At 62.6% G+C, this 22638-nt stretch carries 36 protein-coding genes; all 36 read right to left on the reverse strand.

From position 1 onward, the window contains the following. Positions 1-151 precede the first annotated feature (151 nt). Complete coding sequence (locus HB375_RS14490; protein ID WP_167673691.1) at positions 152-1381, reverse strand: RluA family pseudouridine synthase; 1230 nt, start codon at positions 1379-1381, stop codon at positions 152-154. Positions 1382-1605: 224 nt separating this feature from the next. Continuing rightward, positions 1606-2181, reverse strand: coding sequence for a hypothetical protein (locus tag HB375_RS14495; RefSeq protein WP_167673692.1), 576 nt, complete (start codon positions 2179-2181; stop codon positions 1606-1608). Positions 2182-2378: 197 nt separating this feature from the next. Next, entirely contained in the window at positions 2379-2765 is a 387-nt protein-coding gene (gene crcB, locus HB375_RS14500) for a fluoride efflux transporter CrcB (protein WP_167673693.1), read from the reverse strand. 5 nt (positions 2766-2770) lie between these two features. Beyond that, the gene (locus tag HB375_RS14505) at positions 2771-3463 is read right to left on the reverse strand and encodes a tetratricopeptide repeat protein (protein ID WP_167673694.1); all 693 of its coding nucleotides are present in this window, start codon (positions 3461-3463) and stop codon (positions 2771-2773) included. A gap of 136 nt (positions 3464-3599) precedes the next feature. After that, positions 3600-4178, reverse strand: a complete 579-nt coding sequence (locus tag HB375_RS14510) for a hypothetical protein (RefSeq protein ID WP_167673695.1) — start codon at positions 4176-4178, stop codon at positions 3600-3602. Positions 4179-4249: 71 nt separating this feature from the next. Beyond that, complete coding sequence (locus tag HB375_RS14515; protein WP_167673696.1) at positions 4250-5557, reverse strand: replication-associated recombination protein A; 1308 nt, start codon at positions 5555-5557, stop codon at positions 4250-4252. Then, on the reverse strand, positions 5554-5997 hold the full coding sequence (locus HB375_RS14520) for a GNAT family N-acetyltransferase (protein WP_167673697.1): 444 nt from the start codon (positions 5995-5997) through the stop codon (positions 5554-5556). Before HB375_RS14520 ends, HB375_RS14515 begins: the two co-directional genes overlap by 4 nt. After that, a complete protein-coding gene (locus HB375_RS14525; protein WP_167673698.1) occupies positions 5997-7400 on the reverse strand; it encodes a Do family serine endopeptidase in 1404 nt (467 codons plus the stop codon). Before HB375_RS14525 ends, HB375_RS14520 begins: the two co-directional genes overlap by 1 nt. A 430-nt stretch (positions 7401-7830) precedes the next feature. After that, positions 7831-8253: a 50S ribosomal protein L17 gene (rplQ, locus tag HB375_RS14530; protein WP_167673699.1), complete on the reverse strand. Its 423-nt coding sequence runs from the start codon at positions 8251-8253 to the stop codon at positions 7831-7833. Positions 8254-8373: 120 nt separating this feature from the next. Beyond that, positions 8374-9396 carry a DNA-directed RNA polymerase subunit alpha gene (locus HB375_RS14535; protein WP_343232422.1) on the reverse strand — a complete coding sequence of 341 codons (1023 nt, stop codon included), beginning with the start codon at positions 9394-9396 and terminating at the stop codon, positions 8374-8376. An 87-nt stretch (positions 9397-9483) separates the two neighbouring features. Next, positions 9484-9873 carry a 30S ribosomal protein S11 gene (gene rpsK / locus HB375_RS14540; protein WP_009764323.1) on the reverse strand — a complete coding sequence of 130 codons (390 nt, stop codon included), beginning with the start codon at positions 9871-9873 and terminating at the stop codon, positions 9484-9486. Positions 9874-9950: 77 nt separating this feature from the next. Further along, entirely contained in the window at positions 9951-10319 is a 369-nt protein-coding gene (rpsM, locus tag HB375_RS14545) for a 30S ribosomal protein S13 (protein WP_167673701.1), read from the reverse strand. A gap of 193 nt (positions 10320-10512) precedes the next feature. Continuing rightward, positions 10513-11094 (reverse strand): adenylate kinase, encoded by a 582-nt coding sequence (locus HB375_RS14550; protein WP_167673702.1) that lies wholly within the window; start codon positions 11092-11094, stop codon positions 10513-10515. A gap of 57 nt (positions 11095-11151) precedes the next feature. Continuing rightward, positions 11152-12489, reverse strand: a complete 1338-nt coding sequence (secY, locus tag HB375_RS14555; RefSeq protein ID WP_167673761.1) for a preprotein translocase subunit SecY — start codon at positions 12487-12489, stop codon at positions 11152-11154. A gap of 235 nt (positions 12490-12724) precedes the next feature. Next, positions 12725-13198 (reverse strand): 50S ribosomal protein L15, encoded by a 474-nt coding sequence (gene rplO / locus HB375_RS14560; protein WP_167673703.1) that lies wholly within the window; start codon positions 13196-13198, stop codon positions 12725-12727. Positions 13199-13208: 10 nt separating this feature from the next. Beyond that, positions 13209-13415, reverse strand: a complete 207-nt coding sequence (gene rpmD / locus HB375_RS14565) for a 50S ribosomal protein L30 (RefSeq protein WP_167673704.1) — start codon at positions 13413-13415, stop codon at positions 13209-13211. 14 nt (positions 13416-13429) lie between these two features. After that, positions 13430-13999 (reverse strand): 30S ribosomal protein S5, encoded by a 570-nt coding sequence (gene rpsE, locus HB375_RS14570; RefSeq protein WP_167673705.1) that lies wholly within the window; start codon positions 13997-13999, stop codon positions 13430-13432. Between the two features lie 67 nt (positions 14000-14066). Then, on the reverse strand, positions 14067-14429 hold the full coding sequence (rplR, locus tag HB375_RS14575; protein ID WP_167673706.1) for a 50S ribosomal protein L18: 363 nt from the start codon (positions 14427-14429) through the stop codon (positions 14067-14069). A gap of 12 nt (positions 14430-14441) precedes the next feature. Further along, entirely contained in the window at positions 14442-14975 is a 534-nt protein-coding gene (rplF, locus tag HB375_RS14580; RefSeq protein ID WP_167673707.1) for a 50S ribosomal protein L6, read from the reverse strand. Between the two features lie 39 nt (positions 14976-15014). Beyond that, the gene (gene rpsH / locus HB375_RS14585; protein ID WP_167673708.1) at positions 15015-15410 is read right to left on the reverse strand and encodes a 30S ribosomal protein S8; all 396 of its coding nucleotides are present in this window, start codon (positions 15408-15410) and stop codon (positions 15015-15017) included. Positions 15411-15423: 13 nt separating this feature from the next. Beyond that, on the reverse strand, positions 15424-15729 hold the full coding sequence (rpsN, locus tag HB375_RS14590) for a 30S ribosomal protein S14 (protein WP_167673709.1): 306 nt from the start codon (positions 15727-15729) through the stop codon (positions 15424-15426). A 39-nt stretch (positions 15730-15768) separates the two neighbouring features. Then, positions 15769-16335 (reverse strand): 50S ribosomal protein L5, encoded by a 567-nt coding sequence (gene rplE / locus HB375_RS14595; protein WP_167673710.1) that lies wholly within the window; start codon positions 16333-16335, stop codon positions 15769-15771. Further along, a complete protein-coding gene (rplX, locus tag HB375_RS14600; RefSeq protein WP_167673711.1) occupies positions 16328-16645 on the reverse strand; it encodes a 50S ribosomal protein L24 in 318 nt (105 codons plus the stop codon). Before rplX ends, rplE begins: the two co-directional genes overlap by 8 nt. Further along, positions 16645-17013: a 50S ribosomal protein L14 gene (rplN, locus tag HB375_RS14605; RefSeq protein ID WP_099511397.1), complete on the reverse strand. Its 369-nt coding sequence runs from the start codon at positions 17011-17013 to the stop codon at positions 16645-16647. The genes rplX and rplN overlap by 1 nt, the downstream gene beginning before the upstream one ends. A 161-nt stretch (positions 17014-17174) precedes the next feature. Then, complete coding sequence (rpsQ, locus tag HB375_RS14610; RefSeq protein ID WP_167673712.1) at positions 17175-17414, reverse strand: 30S ribosomal protein S17; 240 nt, start codon at positions 17412-17414, stop codon at positions 17175-17177. 11 nt (positions 17415-17425) lie between these two features. Continuing rightward, positions 17426-17638 (reverse strand): 50S ribosomal protein L29, encoded by a 213-nt coding sequence (gene rpmC, locus HB375_RS14615; RefSeq protein ID WP_167673713.1) that lies wholly within the window; start codon positions 17636-17638, stop codon positions 17426-17428. A 10-nt stretch (positions 17639-17648) separates the two neighbouring features. Continuing rightward, a complete protein-coding gene (rplP, locus tag HB375_RS14620; RefSeq protein ID WP_167673714.1) occupies positions 17649-18062 on the reverse strand; it encodes a 50S ribosomal protein L16 in 414 nt (137 codons plus the stop codon). 24 nt (positions 18063-18086) lie between these two features. Continuing rightward, positions 18087-18791 (reverse strand): 30S ribosomal protein S3, encoded by a 705-nt coding sequence (rpsC, locus tag HB375_RS14625; RefSeq protein WP_167673715.1) that lies wholly within the window; start codon positions 18789-18791, stop codon positions 18087-18089. Positions 18792-18802: 11 nt separating this feature from the next. Continuing rightward, positions 18803-19183 carry a 50S ribosomal protein L22 gene (gene rplV / locus HB375_RS14630; protein ID WP_167673716.1) on the reverse strand — a complete coding sequence of 127 codons (381 nt, stop codon included), beginning with the start codon at positions 19181-19183 and terminating at the stop codon, positions 18803-18805. Between the two features lies 1 nt (position 19184). Then, positions 19185-19463, reverse strand: coding sequence for a 30S ribosomal protein S19 (gene rpsS / locus HB375_RS14635; RefSeq protein ID WP_152586457.1), 279 nt, complete (start codon positions 19461-19463; stop codon positions 19185-19187). 15 nt (positions 19464-19478) lie between these two features. Beyond that, positions 19479-20315 carry a 50S ribosomal protein L2 gene (gene rplB / locus HB375_RS14640; protein ID WP_167673717.1) on the reverse strand — a complete coding sequence of 279 codons (837 nt, stop codon included), beginning with the start codon at positions 20313-20315 and terminating at the stop codon, positions 19479-19481. A 20-nt stretch (positions 20316-20335) separates the two neighbouring features. Then, positions 20336-20632: a 50S ribosomal protein L23 gene (locus HB375_RS14645; RefSeq protein ID WP_167673718.1), complete on the reverse strand. Its 297-nt coding sequence runs from the start codon at positions 20630-20632 to the stop codon at positions 20336-20338. Next, positions 20629-21249, reverse strand: coding sequence for a 50S ribosomal protein L4 (gene rplD / locus HB375_RS14650; protein WP_167673719.1), 621 nt, complete (start codon positions 21247-21249; stop codon positions 20629-20631). The genes HB375_RS14645 and rplD overlap by 4 nt, the downstream gene beginning before the upstream one ends. After that, a complete protein-coding gene (gene rplC / locus HB375_RS14655; RefSeq protein ID WP_167673720.1) occupies positions 21249-21965 on the reverse strand; it encodes a 50S ribosomal protein L3 in 717 nt (238 codons plus the stop codon). The genes rplD and rplC overlap by 1 nt, the downstream gene beginning before the upstream one ends. Positions 21966-22015: 50 nt before the next feature. Further along, positions 22016-22324 (reverse strand): 30S ribosomal protein S10, encoded by a 309-nt coding sequence (gene rpsJ, locus HB375_RS14660; protein ID WP_009764298.1) that lies wholly within the window; start codon positions 22322-22324, stop codon positions 22016-22018. A 67-nt stretch (positions 22325-22391) separates the two neighbouring features. After that, the coding region (locus tag HB375_RS14665; protein WP_483466624.1) for an EF-Tu C-terminal domain-related protein at positions 22392-22638 on the reverse strand (247 nt) is incomplete at its 5' end.

Raw genomic sequence — 22638 nt, forward strand, 5'->3', positions numbered from 1 at the left:
ATGACCCAGTCCGCCATGACGGCGGACTGAGACATGGGAAGGGTTAACGCGGACGGGCGGCAAAAGTGCGACCCGACGGAGATCACAGAAAGGAAGCGGAGCCTTGGAGAATGATCCTGCCCTCAAGCAGGATCATTCTCCGGGTCAAGCCTTATTCCTCAGGCGCATCGACGATAGGATCGTAGCGGCCCACGTCGAACCCGAGGAGGTTGAAGCTCTGCTGCATGTGCGGCGGCAGCGGCGCGGTGATGTCGATGGGCTTGCCCGTGCGGGGATGAGCGATGACGATACGTCGCGCCAGAAGATGCAGCTTGTTCTGAATGCCGCCCGGCAATTCCCAGTTCTCGATGTCAAAATACTTCGGATCGCCGACGATGGGATGCCCGATATGCGCCGTGTGCGCGCGCAGTTGGTGCGTGCGTCCGGTGACGGGCTTCAGCGACAGCCATGCGAGCTTCTGCGCCGCCGTGTCGACCACAGCGTAATAGGTCAGCGCGTGGCTCGCGCCCTCATCGCCATGGCGCGCAACTTTCATGCGGGAGTCGCCCTCGCCGCCCTCTTCCTTCGCGAGATAAGTGGAGACGCGTCCCTGGCGCACGCGCGGCACACCCGCGACCAGCGCCCAGTAGATTTTGCGCGTGGTGCGCGACCGGAAAGATTTTGCCAGCGTCGATGCAGCAAACCGCGTCTTCGCGATCACGAGACAACCCGCCGTGTCCTTGTCGAGACGGTGCACGAGACGCGGCTTCTGGCCCTCCGCATCGCGCATGCATTCGAGCAAGCCGTCCACATGCCGCGTCGTGCCGGAGCCGCCCTGCACCGCAAGCCCCATCGGCTTGTTGATGACGAGAACGTCCTTGTCCTCGTAGAGCGTGATGGATTTCAGGAAATCGCGGTCGTCCTGGTCTTTCGCGGCGCTGCGCGAAACGGGCCTCGGCTGATCGAGTTTCAGGGGCGGTATGCGGACCTTCTGGCCCGCGGCCAGGCGATCATTGGGCTGAGCGCGCTTGCCGTCGACGCGCAACTCGCCCTTGCGGACGATGCGCTGGATATGGGTGAAGGCAAGCTGCGGGAAGCGGGCGACCAGAAAGCGGTCGACGCGCATATCCGCCTCATCGGGCTCGACGGTGAGCGTCTGCACGCCCGTCGCCAATGTCTCCTGCGCGGCGGCCTTCGCCTGCGCCTTCGTGGGCTTAGGCGCCTCTTCCTTCGGCCTCACCCGGAGAGCGGGCGCGGCGCGCGCCTTGCTCGCGGGTTTAGGCCCGCGCTGTTTCGGTGCCTCGCTCCGGCGCGCGGGTTTGTCCTCACGGGAGCGAAAGCCCTGCCGTGATCCCGCCCGTCCGCCGCGAGCGCCATTTCGTCCTGAACCGCTTTGTTTCATGAAACAGTGGGTAACAGAGCGCCGCGCGGGCGGCAATCAAGGGATGGGGATCATTCGAACGTCTTCGACCGGAAACCCGCGCGTGTTCCGGCGCCGATGCCGTCATGAAGATCGCCCGGCGCATAGAAGCGCCGGGCGACGGAAAAGTCCGCTTCTCGCGAAAGGAAGACCGCTACTTCAGGTCTTCCGCCATGCTCTCGGCAAGCGGCTTTAGATCCTCTCACTTAGTAGTTGTAGTCGTAGTCGCAAACCAGCGCGCGACGCCAGACAACGTATCCCCACTGGTTCACGGCACGACGGCGGACGTAGTAGCAATCATCGCCGTACGCGGTGTTGTAATAGGGATAGCCGTAGTCATAGAGACCACCGAGGACCGCGCCACTCGCAAGCCCGACCGCGAAGGCATTGTTATTGAAGAAGCGGTGTCGGTGGAAGAAGAAGCGGTTCCGGTGAATGAAGAAGGGATTGTGTACGAAGGCTGCCCGGCGCCCAATGAAGGGGCGGTTCACGAAGACTGCCCGGTGGGCAAAGAAGGGGCGGCCTGCAAAGGCCGGGTGGAAGCCCCCGCGGAAACCCGGATGAATGAACATCGGACGGGCGAACCCTCCGTGGAATCCGCCGAACCCTCCGTGGAAACCACCAAGCCCGCCATGGAATCCACCGAACCCTCCTCCGTGGAACCCACCGAAGCCCCCCATGCGCGCCTCCGTCGGCACGGCGAGCGCGATGGCGCTGACACCGAACGCGGCAGCTGCGAGCAAGGCCTTGAAACTCGTCTTAAACTGGGACGCAGAACGCATAACAATGTCCTCCGGTCAGGACATCCTGACCTCTCGTCAGAAAAACGCTTACGGCGACGGATTCTTCAAAAATCAGGACATCATGCCGCTGGAACAGGGACCGAAACGTGAACACTCTTTCGTGATCGCCGATGCTCGTTCCATTCGAGAGCGCATGCCCGGCGCAGCAAAGCGGAGGGTGTCTTTCGGAACAGGCGCTAGGAAGCCATCGCGCGGATGAGCGCCAATCCCGACACGAGCCCCGCGACGGAAAGCACGACCGAGGCAGCGACATAAGTGGCGGCGAGCCCCGCCTCGCCCCGTTCCCAGATCAACACCGCATCCAGCGAGAAAGCGGAAAAGGTAGTGAACCCGCCGAGAATGCCAGTGGTGAGAAACAGGCGCAGATGCTGGCTCCACCCCTCACCTGCCTTGAAGGCCAGCCAGCCGGTGAGGACGCCCATGACGAAGGAGCCAAAGACGTTGACCGTCAGCGTGCCCCACGGAAACGCGATGCCGCAATAGCGCGCGCAACCGAGATTGACCGCATGACGAAGAGCGCCGCCGAGACCAGCACCGATGAAGACGAGGAGGAAATTCTGCATCGAGCCTAGCAATGAGCCTTTTGCTTCAAGAGCTCAAGGTCTCCGGTGACAGAGTCCATGTTCCGGCCCCTTACCTCTTTGACGAGGCGGCATGCTTCCTCGACCTGTCCCATCAGAAAAGTCGCCCAAGCCAGATTGCTGCGCGGACCCGCCCAATCGGGATCGTCCCGAATGGCCTTTTCCAGAAGAGGCTTTGCGTCGTGCGGACGTCCGGCCATCAGCATGACGCGCCCATGATCCGCGCTGAGCGCCGTCGAGGGCGCATTCATGCGAGCGGCAACGCGAAAAAGCTCATCGGCGAAATCATAGTCCTTGAAGCGATCTGCCACGACAGCCGCAAAGCCCTGATAGATGCCGCTCTCTCGCGGATCCAGAAGGTAGGCCTGATTGAACCGCTTCACCGCCGTCGTTGTATCTCCCGGCCCGATTAAGGCACTCCAGCCGGCATTGATCGCACGCCGGGCGGCGGCGGCCCGATCCGGCATGACTTTCAGCATGTTCGAGACGAACTCGTCGTCCGCCGCCTTCATGCGGTCCGACTTGACCGCGAAGTTGAAGAAGGGCGCCTCGTTAGCCGGCACCGGATAAACCTTGCGGCTCACTGAAACGCCGGGAGCCACCTCGACCATCTGAGCCTGTACGGGGGAGGCAGAGGTCAGTCCGAGAAGCAGTATGAAGACTACAACGATTTTGTTCATGCCGGTCCCAGTCGCAGCGTCAGCACATCAGAACCAAATAGCGGATAACGTTATTCCCTACACTTTTCGCATTCGCCCGGTAGCCGCTTCCTTAGTCGGATGAGCGCGATCGACAGAGCATCGCGCCTCCGGTCGATCAGTTGCGGTTTGGAAGTCCGTTCTTCGCCCGCTGAGCGCTGATCGCGTCCGCCTGGGCCAGGAGCGTGCTGCGCATCTCCGCAAGTCCCTCGCGGATCTCCCGCCTTTGTTTGGGCGTCGCGGTTTGCGAAGTAAACTCATCGGGCCGCGCCTCGTCGAGCGCCAGCACGGCCTGGATGGTGCGCGCGAGCGCCGGAATATCGCCGAAGGCATATTCGTTGATCGGACGTCCAACCGTCTCTGACAGAGCGGAAAAGACGGCGGGGTCCCGGTCTTTCGGCAGATTGGGATTGGCGGTGAGATAGAGCCGGTATCGCAGCTGCCCGAGATAGAGCAGGAATACGGCGTCGTCCTTCTGGCCTGACTCAAACAGACTCTTGGCGCGCAGGTAGTATTCGGCCGGGTGCTTGGTTTCCAGCTCCACGACGAGCCTCGCCCGCCGCCCCGCGTCGGCCACCCTCGTGCCGGAGGCTACAGCATTGGGCTGTGTCGTCTGGGCCAGCCCTTCGTCGCCTGCGGCGACGACGACGACGCCGACAGCGGCAATCGCCGCACAGATTTTCACGAACCGCCGCATGGCGCGCTCCCCTCGGTGGAAGGGAAGCTATAATGAAATGTTATTATCTAAACAATGCGCTTCGCGCCGGTTCACCCGCGCCTTTCGCGGCGCAATTTTTCCCACCAATCGAGGCGCTTCTTCACGTCGCGCTCGAAGCCGCGATCCACCGGCTCGTAGAAGGTCTGGCGTCCGAGCTTTTCCGGCCAGTAGTCCTGGCCTGAGAAGGCGTCCGGCTCGTCGTGGTCATAAGCGTAGGTTGCGCCGTAGCCGATCTGCTTCATGAGCTTGGTCGGCGCATTGAGAATCGTCTTCGGCGGCATGAGGGAGCCGTGCTCCTTCGCCACCATGGTTGCCGCCTTGTAAGCGGTGTAGACCGCGTTCGATTTCGGAGCGGTTGCGAGATAGACAGCGGCCTGCGCGAGCGCGAGCTCGCCCTCGGGCGTGCCGAGAAAATCGAAAGCGTCCTTCGCCGCATTCGCGACGACGAGCGCCTGCGGATCGGCAAGGCCGATATCCTCCACCGCCATGCGCACGAGACGCCGGGCGATGAAGAGCCGGTCCTCGCCTGCATCGAGCATGCGGGCGAGGTAATAGAGCGCGGCATCGGGATCGGACCCGCGTATGGTCTTATGAAGGGCGGAGATGAGGTTGTAATGCCCCTCCTGCCCCTTGTCGTAGATTGGCGCGCGGCGCTGGATGATCTCCTGCAATTGCGCCGCATCGAAAATCTCGCCGGGCTTCGCCGAGCGCCAGATTTCCTCCGCCAGCGTCAGCGCGGCGCGCCCGTCTCCATCGGCCATGCGCACCAGCGACTCGCGCGCCTCATCGTCGAGCGGCAGCGACTGGCCGGTGACCGCCTCCGCATGACGGAGAATTTTGGCGATGGCTTCCTCGTCCAGCGACTTGAAGATCAGAACGCGTGCACGGGAGAGAAGCGCGGCGTTCAGCTCGAACGACGGGTTCTCCGTCGTCGCGCCAACAAGTGTAATCGTGCCGTCTTCCATGACCGGCAAAAAGGCATCGAGCTGCGCACGGTTGAAGCGGTGAATCTCATCGACGAAGAGGAGCGTTCCCGTCCCCATCGCGCGGCGATGACGCGCCGCCTCGAAAACTTTTTTTAGATCCGCGACGCCGGAAAAGATTGCGGAGATCTGCTCGAAATGCAGGTCCGTCTCATGGGCAAGCAGCCGCGCGACCGTCGTCTTGCCTGTGCCGGGCGGTCCCCAGAACACCAGCGAGCCGAGCGACTTCGAGGCGATGAGCCTTGTGAGGATGCCATCGTGGCCGACGAGATGATCCTGCCCGACCACGTCGGACAGTTTCGTCGGGCGCATCCTGTCGGCGAGGGGCCGGGGTGCGCTTTGCTCGAGGCCCGCGGAGGCGAAAAGGTCGCTCATGACTCGGACCGGCTCAAGCGGGCGTAAATGTCGGGATCGACGCGGACCATGAACCGTTCCGGGTTGGCGGGCACTTCGAAGCCATATTGCTCATAAAGCTTGTGCGCGTCGCGCGTCACCAGCATCCAGCGTCTCAACAGCTGAAGTTCGGGATGATCCATGATCGCCTGCATCAAAGCCTTCCCGGCCCCCTGCCCGCGCGTTGTGGAGCACACGAACACGTCGCACAGATAGGCAAAGGTCGCCTTGTCGGTGACGACGCGAGCGAAGGCGCGTAACGCCCCCTCGCCGTCCCGCAGGGCGAAGCACAGGGAATTGTCGAGCGAGCGCTCGAAGAACGAGCGCGGCTGCCCTTTCGCCCAATAGCTCTCCTCCGCAATCCAGCGATAGGCCATGTCGACCTCTGCCGGCGAAAGCTCGTTGGAAACGGTCCAGCGCATCAGCGTCCCAGCACGGTCGTGAAGATCCGGCCGCCCCTGTTGACGGTGATTTCCCAATAGCCGCTGGCCTTCCCGATGACACGCTCGGCATCCTTGGTGGAAGCGAGGCGTTCGCCATCGATGGCGACAAGCTGGTCGCCCTGCCTGAAGCCGACGCTCGCGGCCGTGCTGCTCTCATCCACATCGGCCACGATCACGCCGTCATCCGAAATGTCGATCTGGAATTCCTCCGCCACGGCGGGGGACATGTTGACCAGCGTCGTGCCGGCAAAGGGCGAGCGCGTGCGGATGCGCACCGGCTCGCGCGACGGCGTTTCCGGCGGCGGCACGAGCTTGACCACGATCTGGCTCTGCTTGCCGCCGCGCAGGATGGTCAGCGGCGTCTCGCCGCGCGTACCCTTCAACGTAAAGCGATAGCCGAAGGCATCGGGGTTATCGATGCTCTGCCCATCCACCGACAGGATCACGTCACCGCGGCGCAGGCCGGCATCCGATGCCGGGCCCTTGTCATAGACCGAGGTCACGAGAACGCCCGTCGGACGCTCCAGCCCGAGGCTTGAGGCGATTTCCCCATCGACCGGCTGCAGGCGCGCGCCGAGCCAGGGCCGCACGACATTGCGCGCCCCGGTTTGCGCGGAGCTGAGAACCACCCGCACCATACTCGAGGGAATGGCGAAGCCGATGCCGATGCTGCCGCCGGAGCGGGAATAGATGGCCGTGTTGATGCCAACCAGCCGCCCGTTCATGTCGATGAGCGCGCCGCCGGAATTGCCGGGGTTGATGGCCGCATCGGTCTGGATGAAGAACTGATAGTCCGACACGCCGACCTGCGTGCGCGCCAGCGCCGAAACGATGCCCTGCGTCACCGTCTGCCCGACGCCGAAGGGGTTGCCGATGGCGAGCACCAGATCGCCAACCTCCAAAGCTTCGGAATCGCCGAGTTCCAGCACTTGCAGATAGTTGGGATTCTTCAGCTTGAGCACGGCAAGATCAATGCGCGGATCGCGCAGGACGATATCCGCCTCGAACTCGCGTCGATCGGCCAAAGCCACCTTCACGTCGTTCATGTTCTCGATGACGTGGTTGTTGGTGATGACGAGGCCGGAGGCATCCACAATCACACCAGAGCCGAGCGAGCTTTGCGAGCGTCCGGGCGGCATGCTGGGGTTGCTGTCGCCGAAGAACCGTCGAAAGAACTCCTCCATGCCGGTGTTCTGCCGCCGGTCGATACGGCTGGCATAGACGTTCACCACCGCGCCCGAGGTCTGCTTCACGACGGGCGCGAAGGAGAGCTGGACCTGAGCCTTGCTCTCCGGAACAGCCCGCTGCTGCGCTTGGGCTCCCGACAATCCGAGAACCAGCGTGGCGGCGACGAGCAACATGCGGCGGAAGGAAAAAATCATAACCTGCATCCGGGTAAAACGTAAGCCTGCGCAAATATGGCGATTCCGGCGCGAGATTACATGACCGGCCGGGCGCATTCAAAGCGGAGCAGCCCTCTCCCCCTGCGCTTCGATTGATATATTGTGTCGACGACGCATGCGCGAGGTCTCATGGAGCAGCCGGAGAAAAGCCCCTGGGCGAGGCACAAGTCCCTCGCAGTGACCCTGCTAATAACCGCCTTCGTAGCGGCCGCGGGCTACCAAATGATGGGTACCGGGCTGTCGCTTGTTCTCGGCCTCATGTGCTGCCTCCTTGCGCTTCAAGATCGCGCGGAAACTCCTCATTGAGATTGTAAGCGCGTTCCTCCCCGGCTGACGGCCCTTCCCCCTCGAAAAACAAAAAGGGCGGCCCGAGGACCGCCCCTGATGGTTATTTTTTCAAGCGAAGCGCTTACTCAGCGGCTTCGACCAGCTCGGTCTTCTGCGTGGGGCCCGAATCCTGGCCGCGCGCATCGACGTCGCGGTCAACGAACTCGATCACCGCCATCGGGGCGTTGTCGCCGAAGCGGAAGCCGGCCTTCAGGACGCGGGTGTAGCCGCCCTGGCGCTCCTTGTAGCGCGGGCCGAGGACCGCGAAGAGCTTCTTGACCATGTCCTCATCGCGCAGCTGCGACATGGCGAGACGGCGGGCGTGCAGGTCGCCGCGCTTGCCGAGGGTGATGAGCTTCTCGACGATCGGACGCAGGTCCTTCGCCTTCGGCAGGGTGGTGACGATCTGCTCGTGCTTGATCAGCGCAGCCGCCATGTTGGCGAACATTGCTTTGCGGTGCTCAGAGGTGCGGTTGAACCGACGACCGCGGAATCCGTGACGCATGGCTTTCTCCTAAATCTTCCGGCCGCCGTGCCAAGGAACGGCCGTCTCTCTTTTGATTCCGCCTCGCGGGCGGGTCGAAAAACAGGGCCGCCGCTTGGCGCGGCCTGCCCTGCCTAAAGCTTAGTAATGCTCTTCGAAGCGCTTCGCGAGATCTTCGATGTTCTCCGGCGGCCAGCCCGGCACGTCCATGCCGAGGTGCAGGCCCATGCTGGCCAGAACTTCCTTGATCTCGTTGAGCGACTTACGGCCGAAGTTCGGGGTGCGGAGCATTTCCGCCTCGGACTTCTGGATAAGGTCGCCGATGTAGACGATGTTGTCGTTCTTGAGGCAGTTCGCGGAGCGAACCGACAACTCGAGCTCGTCCACCTTCTTGAGCAGGGCCGGATTGAAGGGCAGCTGCGGCGCGGCGGCGGCAACCTCTTCCTTGCGGGGCTCTTCGAAGTTGACGAAGACCTGGAGCTGGTCCTGGAGGATGCGCGCGGCATAGGCCACCGCATCTTCCGGCGACACGGCGCCGTTGGTCTCGACCGTCATGATGAGCTTGTCGTAGTCGAGAATCTGGCCCTCGCGGGTGTTCTCGATGCGATAAGACACCTTCTTCACCGGGCTGTAGAGCGAGTCGACCGGGATGAGGCCGATCGGCGCGTCTTCAGCGCGGTTGCGCTCGGCCGGGACGTAGCCCTTGCCGGTGGCGACCGTGAACTCCATGCGGATTTCCGCGCCCTCGTCGAGGGTGCAGAGCACGAGTTCAGGGTTCAGGATCTGCACATCGCCGACCGTGTTGATGTCGCCCGCCGTCACGAGGCCGGGGCCGGTCTTGCGAAGCGTCATGCGCTTCGGACCCTCGCCCGACATCTTGATGGCGATCGTCTTCACGTTGAGGACGATGTCCGTCACGTCCTCGCGGACGCCCGGAATGGAGGAAAACTCATGCAGCACGCCGTCGATGTGAATCGACGTGACCGCTGCGCCCTGGAGGGACGACAGGAGGACGCGACGCAGCGAGTTGCCGAGCGTCGTGCCGAAACCGCGCTCCAGCGGTTCCGCGACGACCGTCGCAATGCGCTTCGGATCGTCGCCGGGAGCCACTTCCAGCTTGTTCGGCTTAATCAGCTCTTGCCAGTTCTTTTGGATCACAACCACACCTCTTGAGGTACGGAATAAGGGAAGGCCTTGAGCCCTCCCCCTAAACCGGAACGCGCGCAGGCCAAGCCTACGCGCCGGATGATCTTAGACGCGGCGACGCTTGCGCGGGCGGCAGCCATTGTGCGGGATCGGCGTCACGTCACGGATCGAGGTGACGGTGAAGCCGGCCGACTGCAGCGCGCGCAGAGCGGATTCACGGCCGGAGCCGGGACCCGAAACCTCGACCTCGAGGGTGCGCATGCCGTGCTCGGCAGCCTTGCGGGCGGCATCTTCAGCCGCGATCTGCGCGGCGTAGGGGGTCGACTTGCGCGAGCCCTTGAAGCCCATGGCGCCAGCGGAAGACCAGGAGATCGTGTTGCCCTGGGCGTCCGTGATGGTGATCATGGTGTTATTGAACGAGGCGTTCACGTGCGCCACGCCGGAGACGATGTTCTTGCGTTCGCGGCGGCGGACGCGGGTCGCTTCTTTAGCCATTCTTCAGTCCTTCAAACGCGCCCGTCATGCCAGGCGCTCGGGAGAAAAGGCCACCCCGAGGGATGGCCGTAGGAAAATTACTTCTTCTTGCCGGCGATCGGCTTCGACTTGCCCTTGCGGGTGCGGGCATTGGTGTGCGTGCGCTGGCCGCGGGTCGGCAGGCTGCGGCGGTGGCGCAGGCCACGATAAGCGGCGAGGTCCATGAGGCGCTTGATGTTCATGGACACTTCGCGGCGAAGGTCGCCCTCCACGATGTAGTCGCGATCGATGGTCTCACGGATCTGGAGCACTTCGGCGTCGGTGAGCTGGTTCACGCGGCGCTCGGCCGGGATGCTCACCTTCTCGATGATTTCCTGGGCCTTCTTCGGGCCGATGCCGTGGATATACTGAAGCGCGATCACAACGCGCTTGTTGGTCGGAATGTTGACGCCTGCAATACGGGCCATCGTCATCTCCATGTGGTCGAAGCTTGCGCTTCAGGTGGTGTTATCGCGCGTCCGGTGGAGGCCGGCCCCTGCGCGGGCTTATCAGAACACAACAATCCGAAGCAGCCTCTCACGAAGCCCTCCGGACCGCCTGTTCATAGAGTAAGAGCCAGCCCCTAGCGTTTTCCACGCTCGGCGTCAAGCCCCCTACCCTTTACCGGCCAAGGATTTCCTTGACCGCGTCAGTCACATTGTCGATCGGCTTCATGCCGTCGACGGTCTTCAGGCTGCCCTTTCCGGCGTAATAGGCGGAAAGCGGGGCCGTCTGATTCCGGTATGCCTCGAGCCGGGTCTTGAAGACTTCCGGGTTGTCGTCCTTGCGGACCGGCTCGCCGCGCGCCTCGGTTTCCTTGGCGCGCTTGACAATGCGGTCCACCAGCTCGACCTCGTTGACCTTGAACTCGACGACCGCGTCGAGCTTCAGGCCCTTTTGGGCCAGCATAACGTCGAAAGCCTCGGCCTGGGCGACCGTGCGCGGGAAACCGTCGAGGATGAAGCCCTTCTTCGCATCGGGCTCCTCGATGCGGTCGGCGATGATGCCGACCACGACGTCGTCCGACACCAGCTCGCCGCGATCCATGATCGCCTTGGCCTTCACGCCCACCGGCGTTCCGGCGGCGACGGCGGCGCGGAGCATGTCGCCTGTCGACAACTGGGGAATCCCCAACCGCTCGACCAGACGCACCGCCTGGGTCCCCTTTCCGGCGCCCGGAGGCCCCAGCAGGATGATTCTCATCGACGTCCCCCCTATTGCGTCGACCATCCTCGCGGCTATGCGCGAGGAGTCTTCTTCTTAGCGGCGACGAGCGCCTCTCAGCTTAGCCTTCTTCACGAGGCCCTCATACTGGTGAGCCAGCAGATGGCCATGGATCTGCGCCACCGTGTCCATGGTGACGGATACCACGATCAGAAGCGATGTTCCGCCGAAATAGAACGGCAAAGCCGCATATGAAACCAACACCTCTGGAATCAAGCAGATGATGACCAGATAAGCTGCACCGAGAACGGTGATGCGAGTCAATACCTGGTCGATAAAGTCGGCCGTGCGCTCGCCGGGACGGATGCCGGGAATGAAGCCGCCCTGCTTCTTCAGGTTATCCGCCGTCTCCTGCGGATTGAACACGATGGCCGTGTAGAAGAAGGCGAAGAACACGATCAGCGCCGCATACATCAGCATGTAGAGCGGGCGGCCGTGGCCCAGATAGGTGGTCAGCATGCCGATGATGCCGGTGCCGTCTTGGGCCGTCTGGAAGCTGGCGATGGTCGCCGGCAGCAGCAGGAGCGACGAGGCAAAGATCGGCGGGATCACGCCCGAGGTGTTGAGCTTCAGCGGCAGGAAAGAGGTCTGCCCCTCGTACATGCGGTTGCCCACCTGGCGCTTCGGATAGTTGATGAGCAGGCGGCGCTGCGCGCGTTCCATGAACACGACGAAGTAGATGATCGCCACCGCCATCACGACGACGCCGATGATGAGGCCCGTCGAAAGCGCGCCCTGGCGGCCGAGCTCGAGGGTACCGCCGATGGCCCGCGGCAGGTTGGCGACGATGCCCGCGAAAATGATGAGCGAGGTGCCGTTGCCGATGCCGCGCGAGGTGATCTGCTCACCGAGCCACATCAGGAACATCGTGCCGCCGGTCAGGGTGATAACCGTCGAAACAAGGAAGAACAGGCCCGGCGTCTGCACGATGGAGCCGGAGCTCTGCAGGCCAACCGCAATGCCCCAGGACTGGAACACGGCCAACAGTACCGTGAGATAGCGGGTGTACTGGTTGATGATCTTGCGGCCCGACTCGCCTTCCTTCTTCAGCGCTTCGAGCGAAGGCAGAACCGAGGTGAGGAGTTGCACGATGATCGAGGCCGAGATGTACGGCATGATGTTCAGGGCAAAGATCGCCATGCGCTCGACGGCGCCGCCGGAGAACATGTTGAACAGGCCGAGCACGCCGCCGCTGGCGCTCTGGAAGCTCTGGCGCAGCGCTTCCGGATTGATGCCGGGCAGCGGGATATAGGTACCGAGACGATAGACCAGCAGCGCGCCGAGGGTGAACCAAATGCGCTTTTTCAGTTCTTCGGCCTTCGCGATGGCACCGAAGTTGAGGTTTGCCGCAAGTTGCTCGGCTGCTGAGGCCATTGTCTCGTCCCCGAAATACTGGAGTCTGGTCATGCCTCCTTAGAAGCATGACCGGAATCCAACCTCTCTGATGATCACAACCCCGAAACAGCCTCCGGGATCATGCTCGGATAAGGTGATGAGTCGACTACAAGTGACAATGTCACGAAAAAGTCGACACCCTCATCACGCGAACGGCGGCCGCACGATCAGACGCGGGCCGCCGCTTGGATCTTAAGTCAATGTGGGGTCAGGCTCACGCCTGTGCAACGGCGCCCAGAAGGGTCACCGAGCCACCCGCCTTCTCGATCGCTGCAACGGCCGACTTGGACGCACCAGCAACCTGGAAAGACAGCTTCGCCTTCAGCTCGCCGACGCCCAGGATCTTCACGCCGTCGCGCGGCTTGGAGATCACGCCAGCGGCGACCAGGGCTTCGTTGGTCACGGTCGCGCTCTTGTCGAGCTTGCCCGCGTCCACGGCCTGCTGAATGCGGCCGATATTGACCTCGTTCAGCTCGATCGCGTTCGGCTTGTTGAAGCCGCGCTTCGGCAGACGGCGATGCAGCGGCATCTGACCGCCTTCAAAGCCCTTGATGGCCACGCCCGTACGGGACGTCTGACCCTTCACGCCGCGTCCGCCGGTCTTGCCCTTGCCGGAGCCGATACCACGGCCGACACGCATCCGGTTCTTCGAGGCGCCTTCGTTGTCACGAATTTCGTTAAGTTTCATGACGCTCTCCTCACTGCCCGTCGACAACGCGCACGAGGTGCTTGACCTTCTCGATCATGCCGCGCACCGAGGGGGTGTCGACAAGCGTCGAGGTCCGATGAAGCTTGTTGAGCTTCAGGCCGATCAGCGTCTCGCGCTGCTTGCCCTCGCGACGGATCGGCGATCCGATCTGCTCAACGGTGATAGTTTTTGCTGCGGAAGCAGGCTTCTTCGCCATGGTCAAAGCCTCCCTTACGAATCCGCGCCAGCGCCATCGACGTCACCGGCATCGCGGCGACGAGCCTGCAAGGTCGAAACCTTGAGGCCGCGGCGAGCGGCGACCGAACGCGGGCTATCCTCGTTCTTGAGCGCGTCAAAGGTCGCGCGGACGAGGTTGTACGGGTTCGAGGAGCCAAGGGACTTGGCGACGACGTCCTGCATGCCGACCGTCTCGAAGACGGCGCGCATCGGGCCGCCGGCGATGATGCCGGTACCCTGCGGGGCAGCGCGGAGCACGACCTTGCCGGCGCCGTGGCGGCCGTTAACGTCGTGGTGCAGCGTGCGGCCTTCGCGGAGCGCGACGCGGATCATGGAACGCTTGGCAGCGTCCGTGGCCTTGCGAATGGCCTCCGGCACTTCGCGGGCCTTGCCGTGGCCGAAGCCGACGCGGCCCTTCTGGTCGCCGACGACTACGAGAGCAGCGAAGCCGAAGCGACGGCCGCCCTTCACGACTTTCGCGACGCGGTTGATGTGCACCAACCGATCGACGAATTCGCTGTCGCGTTCTTCGCGATCAGCACGTTCTCTAGGTTCTCTCGCCATGAGACCTCTCACTTGCGCGGGCGGCGGGCCCGCTCGCTAAGGGTAATTTCGAATACCCGCCGTTGATTTAGAAATCGAGACCGCCTTCGCGGGCTGCGTCGGCCAAAGCCTTGACGCGTCCGTGGAAGAGGTAGCCCGAGCGATCGAAGATAACCTGCTTCACGCCGGCCTTCGCCGCACGCTCGGCCACGAGCTTGCCGATTTCCTTCGCAGCCTCGACGGTGGCTCCGGTCTTCAGCTTGGCCCGAAGGTCCTTTTCAATCGTCGATGCCGACGCGACGGTCACGCCGCGAACGTCATCAATGATCTGGGCATAGATCTGCTTGGACGAACGGAAGACCGACAAACGCGGACGGCCATTCGCTGCCTTCTGGATCGCACGGCGCACACGAGCCTTGCGGCGATCTTCAGCGCCTTTCTTCTCAGCCATGATACGTCGTCCTTACTTCTTCTTGCCTTCCTTGCGGAAGATGAACTCGTCGGAGTACTTGACGCCCTTGCCCTTGTAGGGCTCCGGACCGCGATATTCGCGGATCTCGGCGGCCGTCTGACCGACTTTCTGCTTGTCGATACCGGAGACGACGACTTCCGTCGGCTTCGGCGTCACGATCGTGACACCTGCCGGGATTTCGTAGTCGATATCGTGGCTGTAGCCGAGCGAGAGCTTCAGCATCTTGCCGGCAACGGCGGCCTTGTAGCCGACGCCGTTGATCTCAAGACGCTTCTCGAAGCCCTTGGAGACGCCCTCGACCAGGTTCGCAACCTGAGCACGGGACATGCCCCACTTCGCACGGGCGATCTTGGAGGTGTCGCGCGGATTGACCGCCACGGCGCCATTCTCAAGAACAACCGTCACTTCTTCAGGCACGACGAACGACAGTTCGCCCTTCGCGCCCTTAACCTTCACCAACTGGCCGTTGACAGTGGCCGTCACACCGGACGGGACCGTAACGGGCTTTTTGCCTACTCGCGACATTTTCGGATCTCCGTGGTTCTGTGCTGATGCTGTGAGGTCTTAGAAGACCTTGCAGAGCACTTCGCCGCCCACGTTCTTCTCCCGGGCCTCATGATCGGCCATCACGCCCTGGGGCGTCGAGAGAATGGTGATACCGAGGCCATCGGCCACGCGCGGCATAGCGTCAACGGAAGAGTACACGCGGCGGCCCGGCTTGGAGACGCGCTCGATGGAGCGGATCACCGGCTGGCCGTCGTAGTACTTCAGCTCGATCGAAAACTCGGTGCGGCCATTGCCGAACTCGGTCTGCGAGTAATCGCGGATGTAGCCCTCGGACTTGAGAACCTCGAGGACACGGGCGCGAAGCTTCGAGCCAGGGGTCGAAACGGTTCCGCGACGGCGCATCTGCGCGTTGCGGATACGGGTGAGCATATCGCCCAACGGATCGTTGATCATCAGATGCCCTCCCTTACCAGCTGGACTTCACGAGGCCCGGGATCTTGCCCTGGGAACCCAGCTCGCGCAGAGCGATACGCGACATGCCGAGCTTACGGTAGTAAGCGCGCGGACGGCCCGACACCTCGCAACGATTGCGGATGCGCGACGGGCTCGAGTTGCGCGGCAGCTCAGCCAGCTTGAGGCGCGCCTCGAAGCGCTCCTCCATGGACTTTGCCTCGTCGTTAGCGACCGCCAGGAGGCGCTCACGACGGCCCGCGAACTTCTTCACGAGCTTGCGACGAAGCTTGTTCTTCTCAATAGAGCTTTTCTTAGCCATTCGATTTATCTCCAGTGTCCGCGTCTGAGGACAGTATCCTCACTGCCGGAACGGGAAGTTGAAGTGACGCAGCAGAGCACGGGCTTCGTCGTCGGTCTTCGCCGTGGTGGCGATGACGACGTCCATACCCCAAACCTGCTCGACCTTGTCGTAGTTGATCTCAGGGAACACCAGGTGCTCCTTGATACCGAGCGCGTAGTTGCCGCGGCCGTCGAACGACTTGGGGTTCAGGCCCCGGAAGTCGCGGACGCGGGGAAGCGCGATCGTCACGAGACGGTCCATGAACTCGTACATACGAGCCTTACGGAGCGTGACCTTGGCGCCGATCGGCATGTTCTCGCGAACCTTGAACTGCGAGATCGCCTTGCGGGCCTTCGTGATCACCGGCTTCTGGCCGGCGATGAGCGCGAGGTCAGCTGCCGCAACGGACGCCTTCTTCGAGTCGGCCGTCGATTCGCCAACGCCCATGTTCAGCACGATCTTGGTGATCGTGGGAACTTCCATGGGGTTCTTGTAGCCGAATTCCTTGATCAGCGCGGGACGCACCACTTCTTCGTAGTGCTTGCGCAGACGCGGGGTGTAGGCATCAACCTGAGTCTTAGCCATCGATCAGGTCTCCCGAACGCTTGGCGAAACGAACCTTGCGGCCGTCGTCCATAACCTTGAAACCAACCCGGGTCGGCTTGCCGTCCTTCGGGTCCGCATAAGCCAGGTTCGACAGATGGATCGGCGCCTCTTTCGAGATGATGCCGCCTTCTTGCGCTGCCGTCTGGCGCTGATGACGCTTCACCAGGTTCACGCCGCGGACAACCGCGCGCTCTTCCTTCGGCATCACCTGCACGACTTCACCGGTCTTGCCCTTGTCGCGACCGGTCAAAATGACGACCTTGTCGCCCTTCTTGATCTTCGCGGCCATTAGAGCACCTCCGGTGCCAGCGAAATGATTTTCATGTGATTCTTGGCACGCAGTTCACGCGGAACGGGGCCGAAGATACGGGTGCCCACGGGCTCTTTCTGATTGTTGATCAGAACCGCGGCGTTCCGGTCGAACCGGATGACCGATCCGTCAACGCGACGGATGTCCTTGGCCGTGCGAACGACGACCGCCTTCATGACGTCGCCCTTTTTCACGCGGCCGCGCGGAATAGCCTCTTTCACGGATACGACGATGATATCGCCGACGGAAGCGTACTTACGCTTCGAACCGCCGAGAACCTTGATGCACATCACGCGACGAGCGCCGGAGTTATCGGCGACGTCAAGATTCGTCTGCATCTGGATCATGGCTTTGATCCTTTCCTTTGTTTCAGACAGGTTTCCGGCTTAGGCACGATTACCTTTCCGGACTACGCCTGACGGAGATCTGATGTCCCCTGCCCTTCATGTCGAGAAAGGCGGCCGTATACACGAGCCGCCTTCGTAAGACAACCCCTACCGGAGGCCGATTAGGCCTTCGATTGGTCGATGAGCACCCAGGTCTTGAGTTTGGAGAGCGGCTTGGTCTCTTCAATGAAGACCGTGTCGCCCACCTTGGCTACATTGTTCTCATCGTGAGCGTGGTAGTTCTTCGTCTTACGCACGGTCTTTTTCATGACCGGGTGCGTGAAACGGCGCTCCACCTTCACGACGACCGTCTTGTCCTGCTTGTCGCTGACAACGACGCCCTGCAAAACGCGCTTCGGCATCTTGATCCCCTTTAAGCCTTCGCCGACGCCGACTTCTGGCGCTGCAGCGTCTTGACGCGAGCGATGTCCTTGCGGACCTCCTTCACGCGTCCCGTATTCTCGAGCTGCCCCGTCGCACGCTGGAAGCGAAGGTTGAACTGCTCCTTCTTGAGGGTGAGCAGCTCATCCGTCAGCTGGTCCGTCGACATCGCCTTGAGGTCGGAGGTTCTCTGCTTGGACTTCATGATTCCCTCCTTACTCCGCAATGCGCTGGATGAAGCGCGTCTTGATCGGGAGCTTGGCCGCGCCGAGACGGAGCGCCTCACGGGCGGTCTCCTCCGGCACGCCGTCGATCTCGAACATGATGCGGCCAGGCTTCACGCGAGCTGCCCAATATTCGGGCGCGCCCTTACCTTTACCCATACGCACTTCGGTCGGCTTGGTCGACACCGGCACGTCCGGGAAAATGCGGATCCACACACGGCCCGCACGCTTCATGGCGCGGGTGATCGCGCGGCGAGCCGCTTCGATCTGACGAGCGTTCACACGCTCGGGTTCCATCGCCTTCAGGCCGAACTGGCCGAAGTTGAGGTCCGTGCCGCCCTTCGCGGTACCGGAAATCCGGCCCTTGAACTGCTTACGGAACTTGGTTTTCTTCGGTTGCAACATGGCAAACCTCTCCTGACCCCTCGGTTACGCCGCTTGCTCGCGGCGGCCACCCGAGCGGCCTCCGTCTTCGTTCATCCGCTTGTCCTGAGCCATCGGGTCGTGCTCAAGGATTTCGCCCTTGAAGATCCAGACCTTGATGCCGCAGGTGCCGTAGGTCGTGAAGGCCGTCGCTGTGCCGTAATCGACATCCGCACGCAGCGTGTGCAGCGGAACGCGGCCCTCGCGGTACCATTCCTGGCGGGCGATTTCAGCGCCACCCAGACGGCCCGAGCAGTTGATACGGATGCCTTCGGCGCCCAGACGCATCGCCGACTGAACGGCGCGCTTCATGGCGCGGCGGAACGCAACGCGGCGCTCGAGCTGCTGAGCGATCGAATCGGCGACCAGGGTCGCATCGACTTCCGGCTTGCGGACTTCGACGATGTTGATCGCCACATCAGCGTCCGTCATCTTGTTGACGAGCTTGCGCAGCTTCTCGATGTCGGCGCCCTTCTTGCCGATCACGACACCCGGGCGACCCGAGTGGATGGTGACGCGGCACTTCTTGTGCGGACGCTCAATCACGATCTTCGAAACGGCGGCCTGCTTGAGCTGCTTCAGGAGGGCATCGCGGATCGCCATGTCCTCATGCACCAGCTTAGAGTACTCGCCCTTGCCGGCGAACCAGCGCGAGTCCCAGGTCCGGTTGATGCCGAGCCGAAGACCGATCGGGTTTACTTTCTGACCCATCTGGTTCTCCTTTACGCCTGTTCGGCGACTTCCCGAACCACGATCGTGAGGTTCGAGAACGGCTTCATGATACGAGCGCCCCGGCCACGAGCCCGGGCGTGGAAGCGCTTCATGACAAGCGCCTTGCCGACGAAGGCCTGGCTGACGATGAGATCATCCACATCGAGGTTGTGGTTGTTCTCAGCGTTGGCGATGGCACTCTGCAGGCATTTTCTGACGTCCTGCGCAATACGCTTGCGCGAGAACTCGAGATCGGCGAGCGCAGTCGAAACCTTCTTGCCGCGGATCAGGCCCGCAACAAGATTGAGCTTCTGGGGACTGACGCGCAGCATGCGGGCGACGGCTTGAGCCTCATTGTCGCCCAGCGCGCGAGGAGTAGCGGCCTTACCCATATTACTTCCTCTTCGCCTTCTTGTCCGCCGCGTGGCCGTGGAAGGTGCGGGTCGGCGAGAACTCGCCGAACTTGTGACCCACCATTTCCTCGCTCACGTAGACGGGAATGTGCTTCTGACCGTTGTAGACCCCGAACGTGAGGCCCACGAACTGCGGGAGGATCGTGGAGCGGCGGCTCCAGATCTTGATGACCTCGTTGCGGCCCGACCCACGGGCAGCCTCGGCCTTCTTGAGGAGGTAGCCGTCGACGAACGGACCCTTCCAAAGCGAACGTGCCATGACGTGCCTCTGTCCTTACTTCTTCCGTGCGTGGCGGCTCGACACGATGAACTTGTCGGTCCGCTTGTTCGAACGGGTTTTCTTGCCCTTGGTCGGAATGCCCCACGGCGTCACCGGATGGCGACCGCCCGAGGTGCGACCCTCACCACCACCGTGCGGGTGGTCGATCGGGTTCATCGTAACGCCGCGGTTGTGCGGACGCTTGCCGAGCCAGCGATTACGACCGGCCTTGCCGATCGAGGTGTTCATGTGGTCCGGGTTCGACACAGCGCCGACGCTGGCGAAGCACAGGCCGTGAACTAGGCGCTGCTCGCCGGAGTTCAGGCGGACCGTGACGTAGCCCTGGTCGCGACCCACGATCTGAGCGTAGGTGCCGGCCGAGCGGGCGATGGCGCCGCCGCGGCCGATCTTGAGCTCCACATTGTGGATGATCGTGCCCACGGGCATGTTGCCGATCGGCATCGCGTTGCCGGGCTTGATGTCGACCTGCTCGCCGGCCGTCACCTGATCGCCGACAGCGAGACGCTGCGGAGCCAGGATGTAGGACAGCTCGCCGTCCGCGTAGCGGATCAGGGCGATGAAAGCGGTGCGGTTCGGATCGTACTCGATCCGGTCCACGGTCGCTACATCGCCCATACGGCCGCGACGCTTGAAATCGACCAGGCGCAGGGTGCGCTTGTGACCACCGCCGCGGAAGCGAACGGTGACACGGCCGAGGTTGTTGCGGCCGCCGGAGGACTTCTTGCCCTCCGTCAGAGCCTTGACCGGCTTGCCCTTGTAGAGCTCGCTGCGGTCGACGATCACCAGCTGGCGGAGGCCGGGGGTGATTGGTTTGAAAGTCTTCAAAGCCATCGGATCACTCTCTCAACCGATCAGAGGCCCGTCGTGACGTCGATGGTCTGGCCCTCTTCGAGGGTCACAACCGCCTTCTTCACGTCCGACCGCTGGCCGCGGGTGCCGCGGAACAACTTCACTTTGCCCTTGGTGACGATCGTGTTGACGCTCTTCACCTTGACATCGAACAGCTTCTCAACCGCTTCCTTGATCTGCGGCTTCGTCGCATTCGGCGACACCTTGAAGACGACCTTGTTCTGATCGGACAGGGTCGTAGCCTTCTCGGTGATCACCGGGCTTACGATCACATCGTAATGGCGCGGATCCAGGCTCATTTGAAGCGCGCCTCCAGCGCATCGACAGCCGCCTTCGTGAGAACGAGCTTCTCGCGACGGAGAATGTCATAGACGTTGATGCCCTGCACCGGCAGGACGTCGATGTTCGGGATGTTGCGAGCAGCCCGCTGGAAGTTCGTCTCGATCTCGGCGCCGCCGATGATCAGGGCGTTGGCAAGACCGAGCTTGCCGAAACGCTCGACGAGAGCCTTCGTCTTCGCCTCAGTCAGCTTCACGTCATCGACGACGATGATCGAAGCATCCTTGGCCTTCGACGACAGGGCGTGCCGCAGAGCCAGAGCGCGGACCTTCTTCGGCAGGTCGTGAGCATGGCTACGAACCTGCGGACCGAAGGCACGACCGCCGCCCCGGAACTGGGGCGCGCTCGCAGCGCCGTGACGGGCGCTACCGGTGCCCTTCTGCTTGTAGAGCTTCTTGGTCGTCCGGTCGATGTCCGAACGATTCTTGACAGCGTGCGTACCGGCCTGGCGCTTGGCAAGCTGCCAGCGGACGCAACGGGCGAGCAGGTCGGCGCGCGGATCGAGACCGAAAATCGTCTCGTTCAGATCGACCGAACCGGCCTTCTTGCCCTCAAGCGTGGTGATATCGAGCTTCATCACGCATTCTCCTCTTGGGCTGCCGGCGCAGCATCGTTAGCACCCGTGCGGAACGCGCCGGGCATCGGCACCTCCTTGGGCAGCTTCCGCTTCACCGCATCGCGGACGAAGATCCAGCCGCCGGCAACGCCAGGAACGGCGCCTTCGACGAGGATCAGACCGCGCTCGACGTCGGTCGACACGACACGCAGGTTCTGCGTGGTGACGCGCTCGACACCGAGGTGACCCGGCATCTTCTTGTTCTTGAAGGTCTTGCCCGGGTCCTGACGGCCACCGGTCGAACCGATCGAGCGGTGCGACACCGACACACCGTGCGAGGCGCGCAGACCGCCGAAGTTCCAGCGCTTCATACCACCGGCGAAGCCCTTACCCGTCGTGATGCCCGTGACGTCCACGAACTGCCCGGCAATGAAGTGATCAGCGGTGATCTCGGCGCCGACCGGGATGACGGCATCCTCGGAGACGCGGAATTCCGCGAGCTTGCGCTTCGGCTCGACCTGAGCGACGGCAAACCGTCCGCGCTCGGCCTTCGAAACGTTCTTGACCTTGGCCTTGCCGACGCCGACCTGCAGCGCGGTGTAGCCGTTCTTATCCTTGGTCCGATGGGCGACCACTTGGCACTGATCGACCTTAAGAACCGTGACCGGGACATGCTCACCGGCATCCGTGAAGATGCGGGTCATCCCGAGTTTCTGTGCAATGACGCCTGAGCGCATGTGCGTATCCTCTCGACGTGTCTACCGTTAACCCCAAACCCCAAGAGGGCTTAGAGCTTGATTTCCACGTCCACGCCCGCAGCGAGGTCGAGCTTCATCAGCGCGTCCACGGTCTGGGGAGTGGGGTCCACGATATCGAGAACGCGCTTGTGAGTGCGCATCTCGAACTGCTCACGCGACTTCTTGTCGATGTGAGGCGAGCGAAGAACCGTAAAGCGCTCGATGCGCGTCGGCAGCGGGATGGGCCCGCGCACCTGGGCGCCGGTCCGCTTCGCGGTCGACACGATTTCACGCGTCGATGCGTCGAGGATCCGGTGATCGAACGCCTTAAGGCGAATGCGAATATTCTGACCGTTCATGGGTTGCCCCGTTCAGCGAAGAAGGAATGGCCGGCCGAACCGGCCATGTCCCTCGTCGATCCTGTGATTAATCCATAACTGCTGCGACGACGCCGGCGCCGACGGTGCGGCCGCCTTCACGGATAGCGAAGCGGAGCTTCTCTTCCATGGCGATCGGAACGATCAGCTGAACTTCCATGGCGATGTTGTCGCCAGGCATCACCATCTCGGTTCCTTCCGGCAGCGTCACCACGCCCGTCACGTCCGTAGTGCGGAAGTAGAACTGCGGACGGTAGTTCGTGAAGAACGGCGTATGACGACCGCCCTCTTCCTTG

Origin of the sequence: Microvirga terricola (assembly GCF_011777495.1) — a bacterium.
In the GTDB taxonomy this organism is placed as follows: domain Bacteria; phylum Pseudomonadota; class Alphaproteobacteria; order Rhizobiales; family Beijerinckiaceae; genus Microvirga; species Microvirga terricola.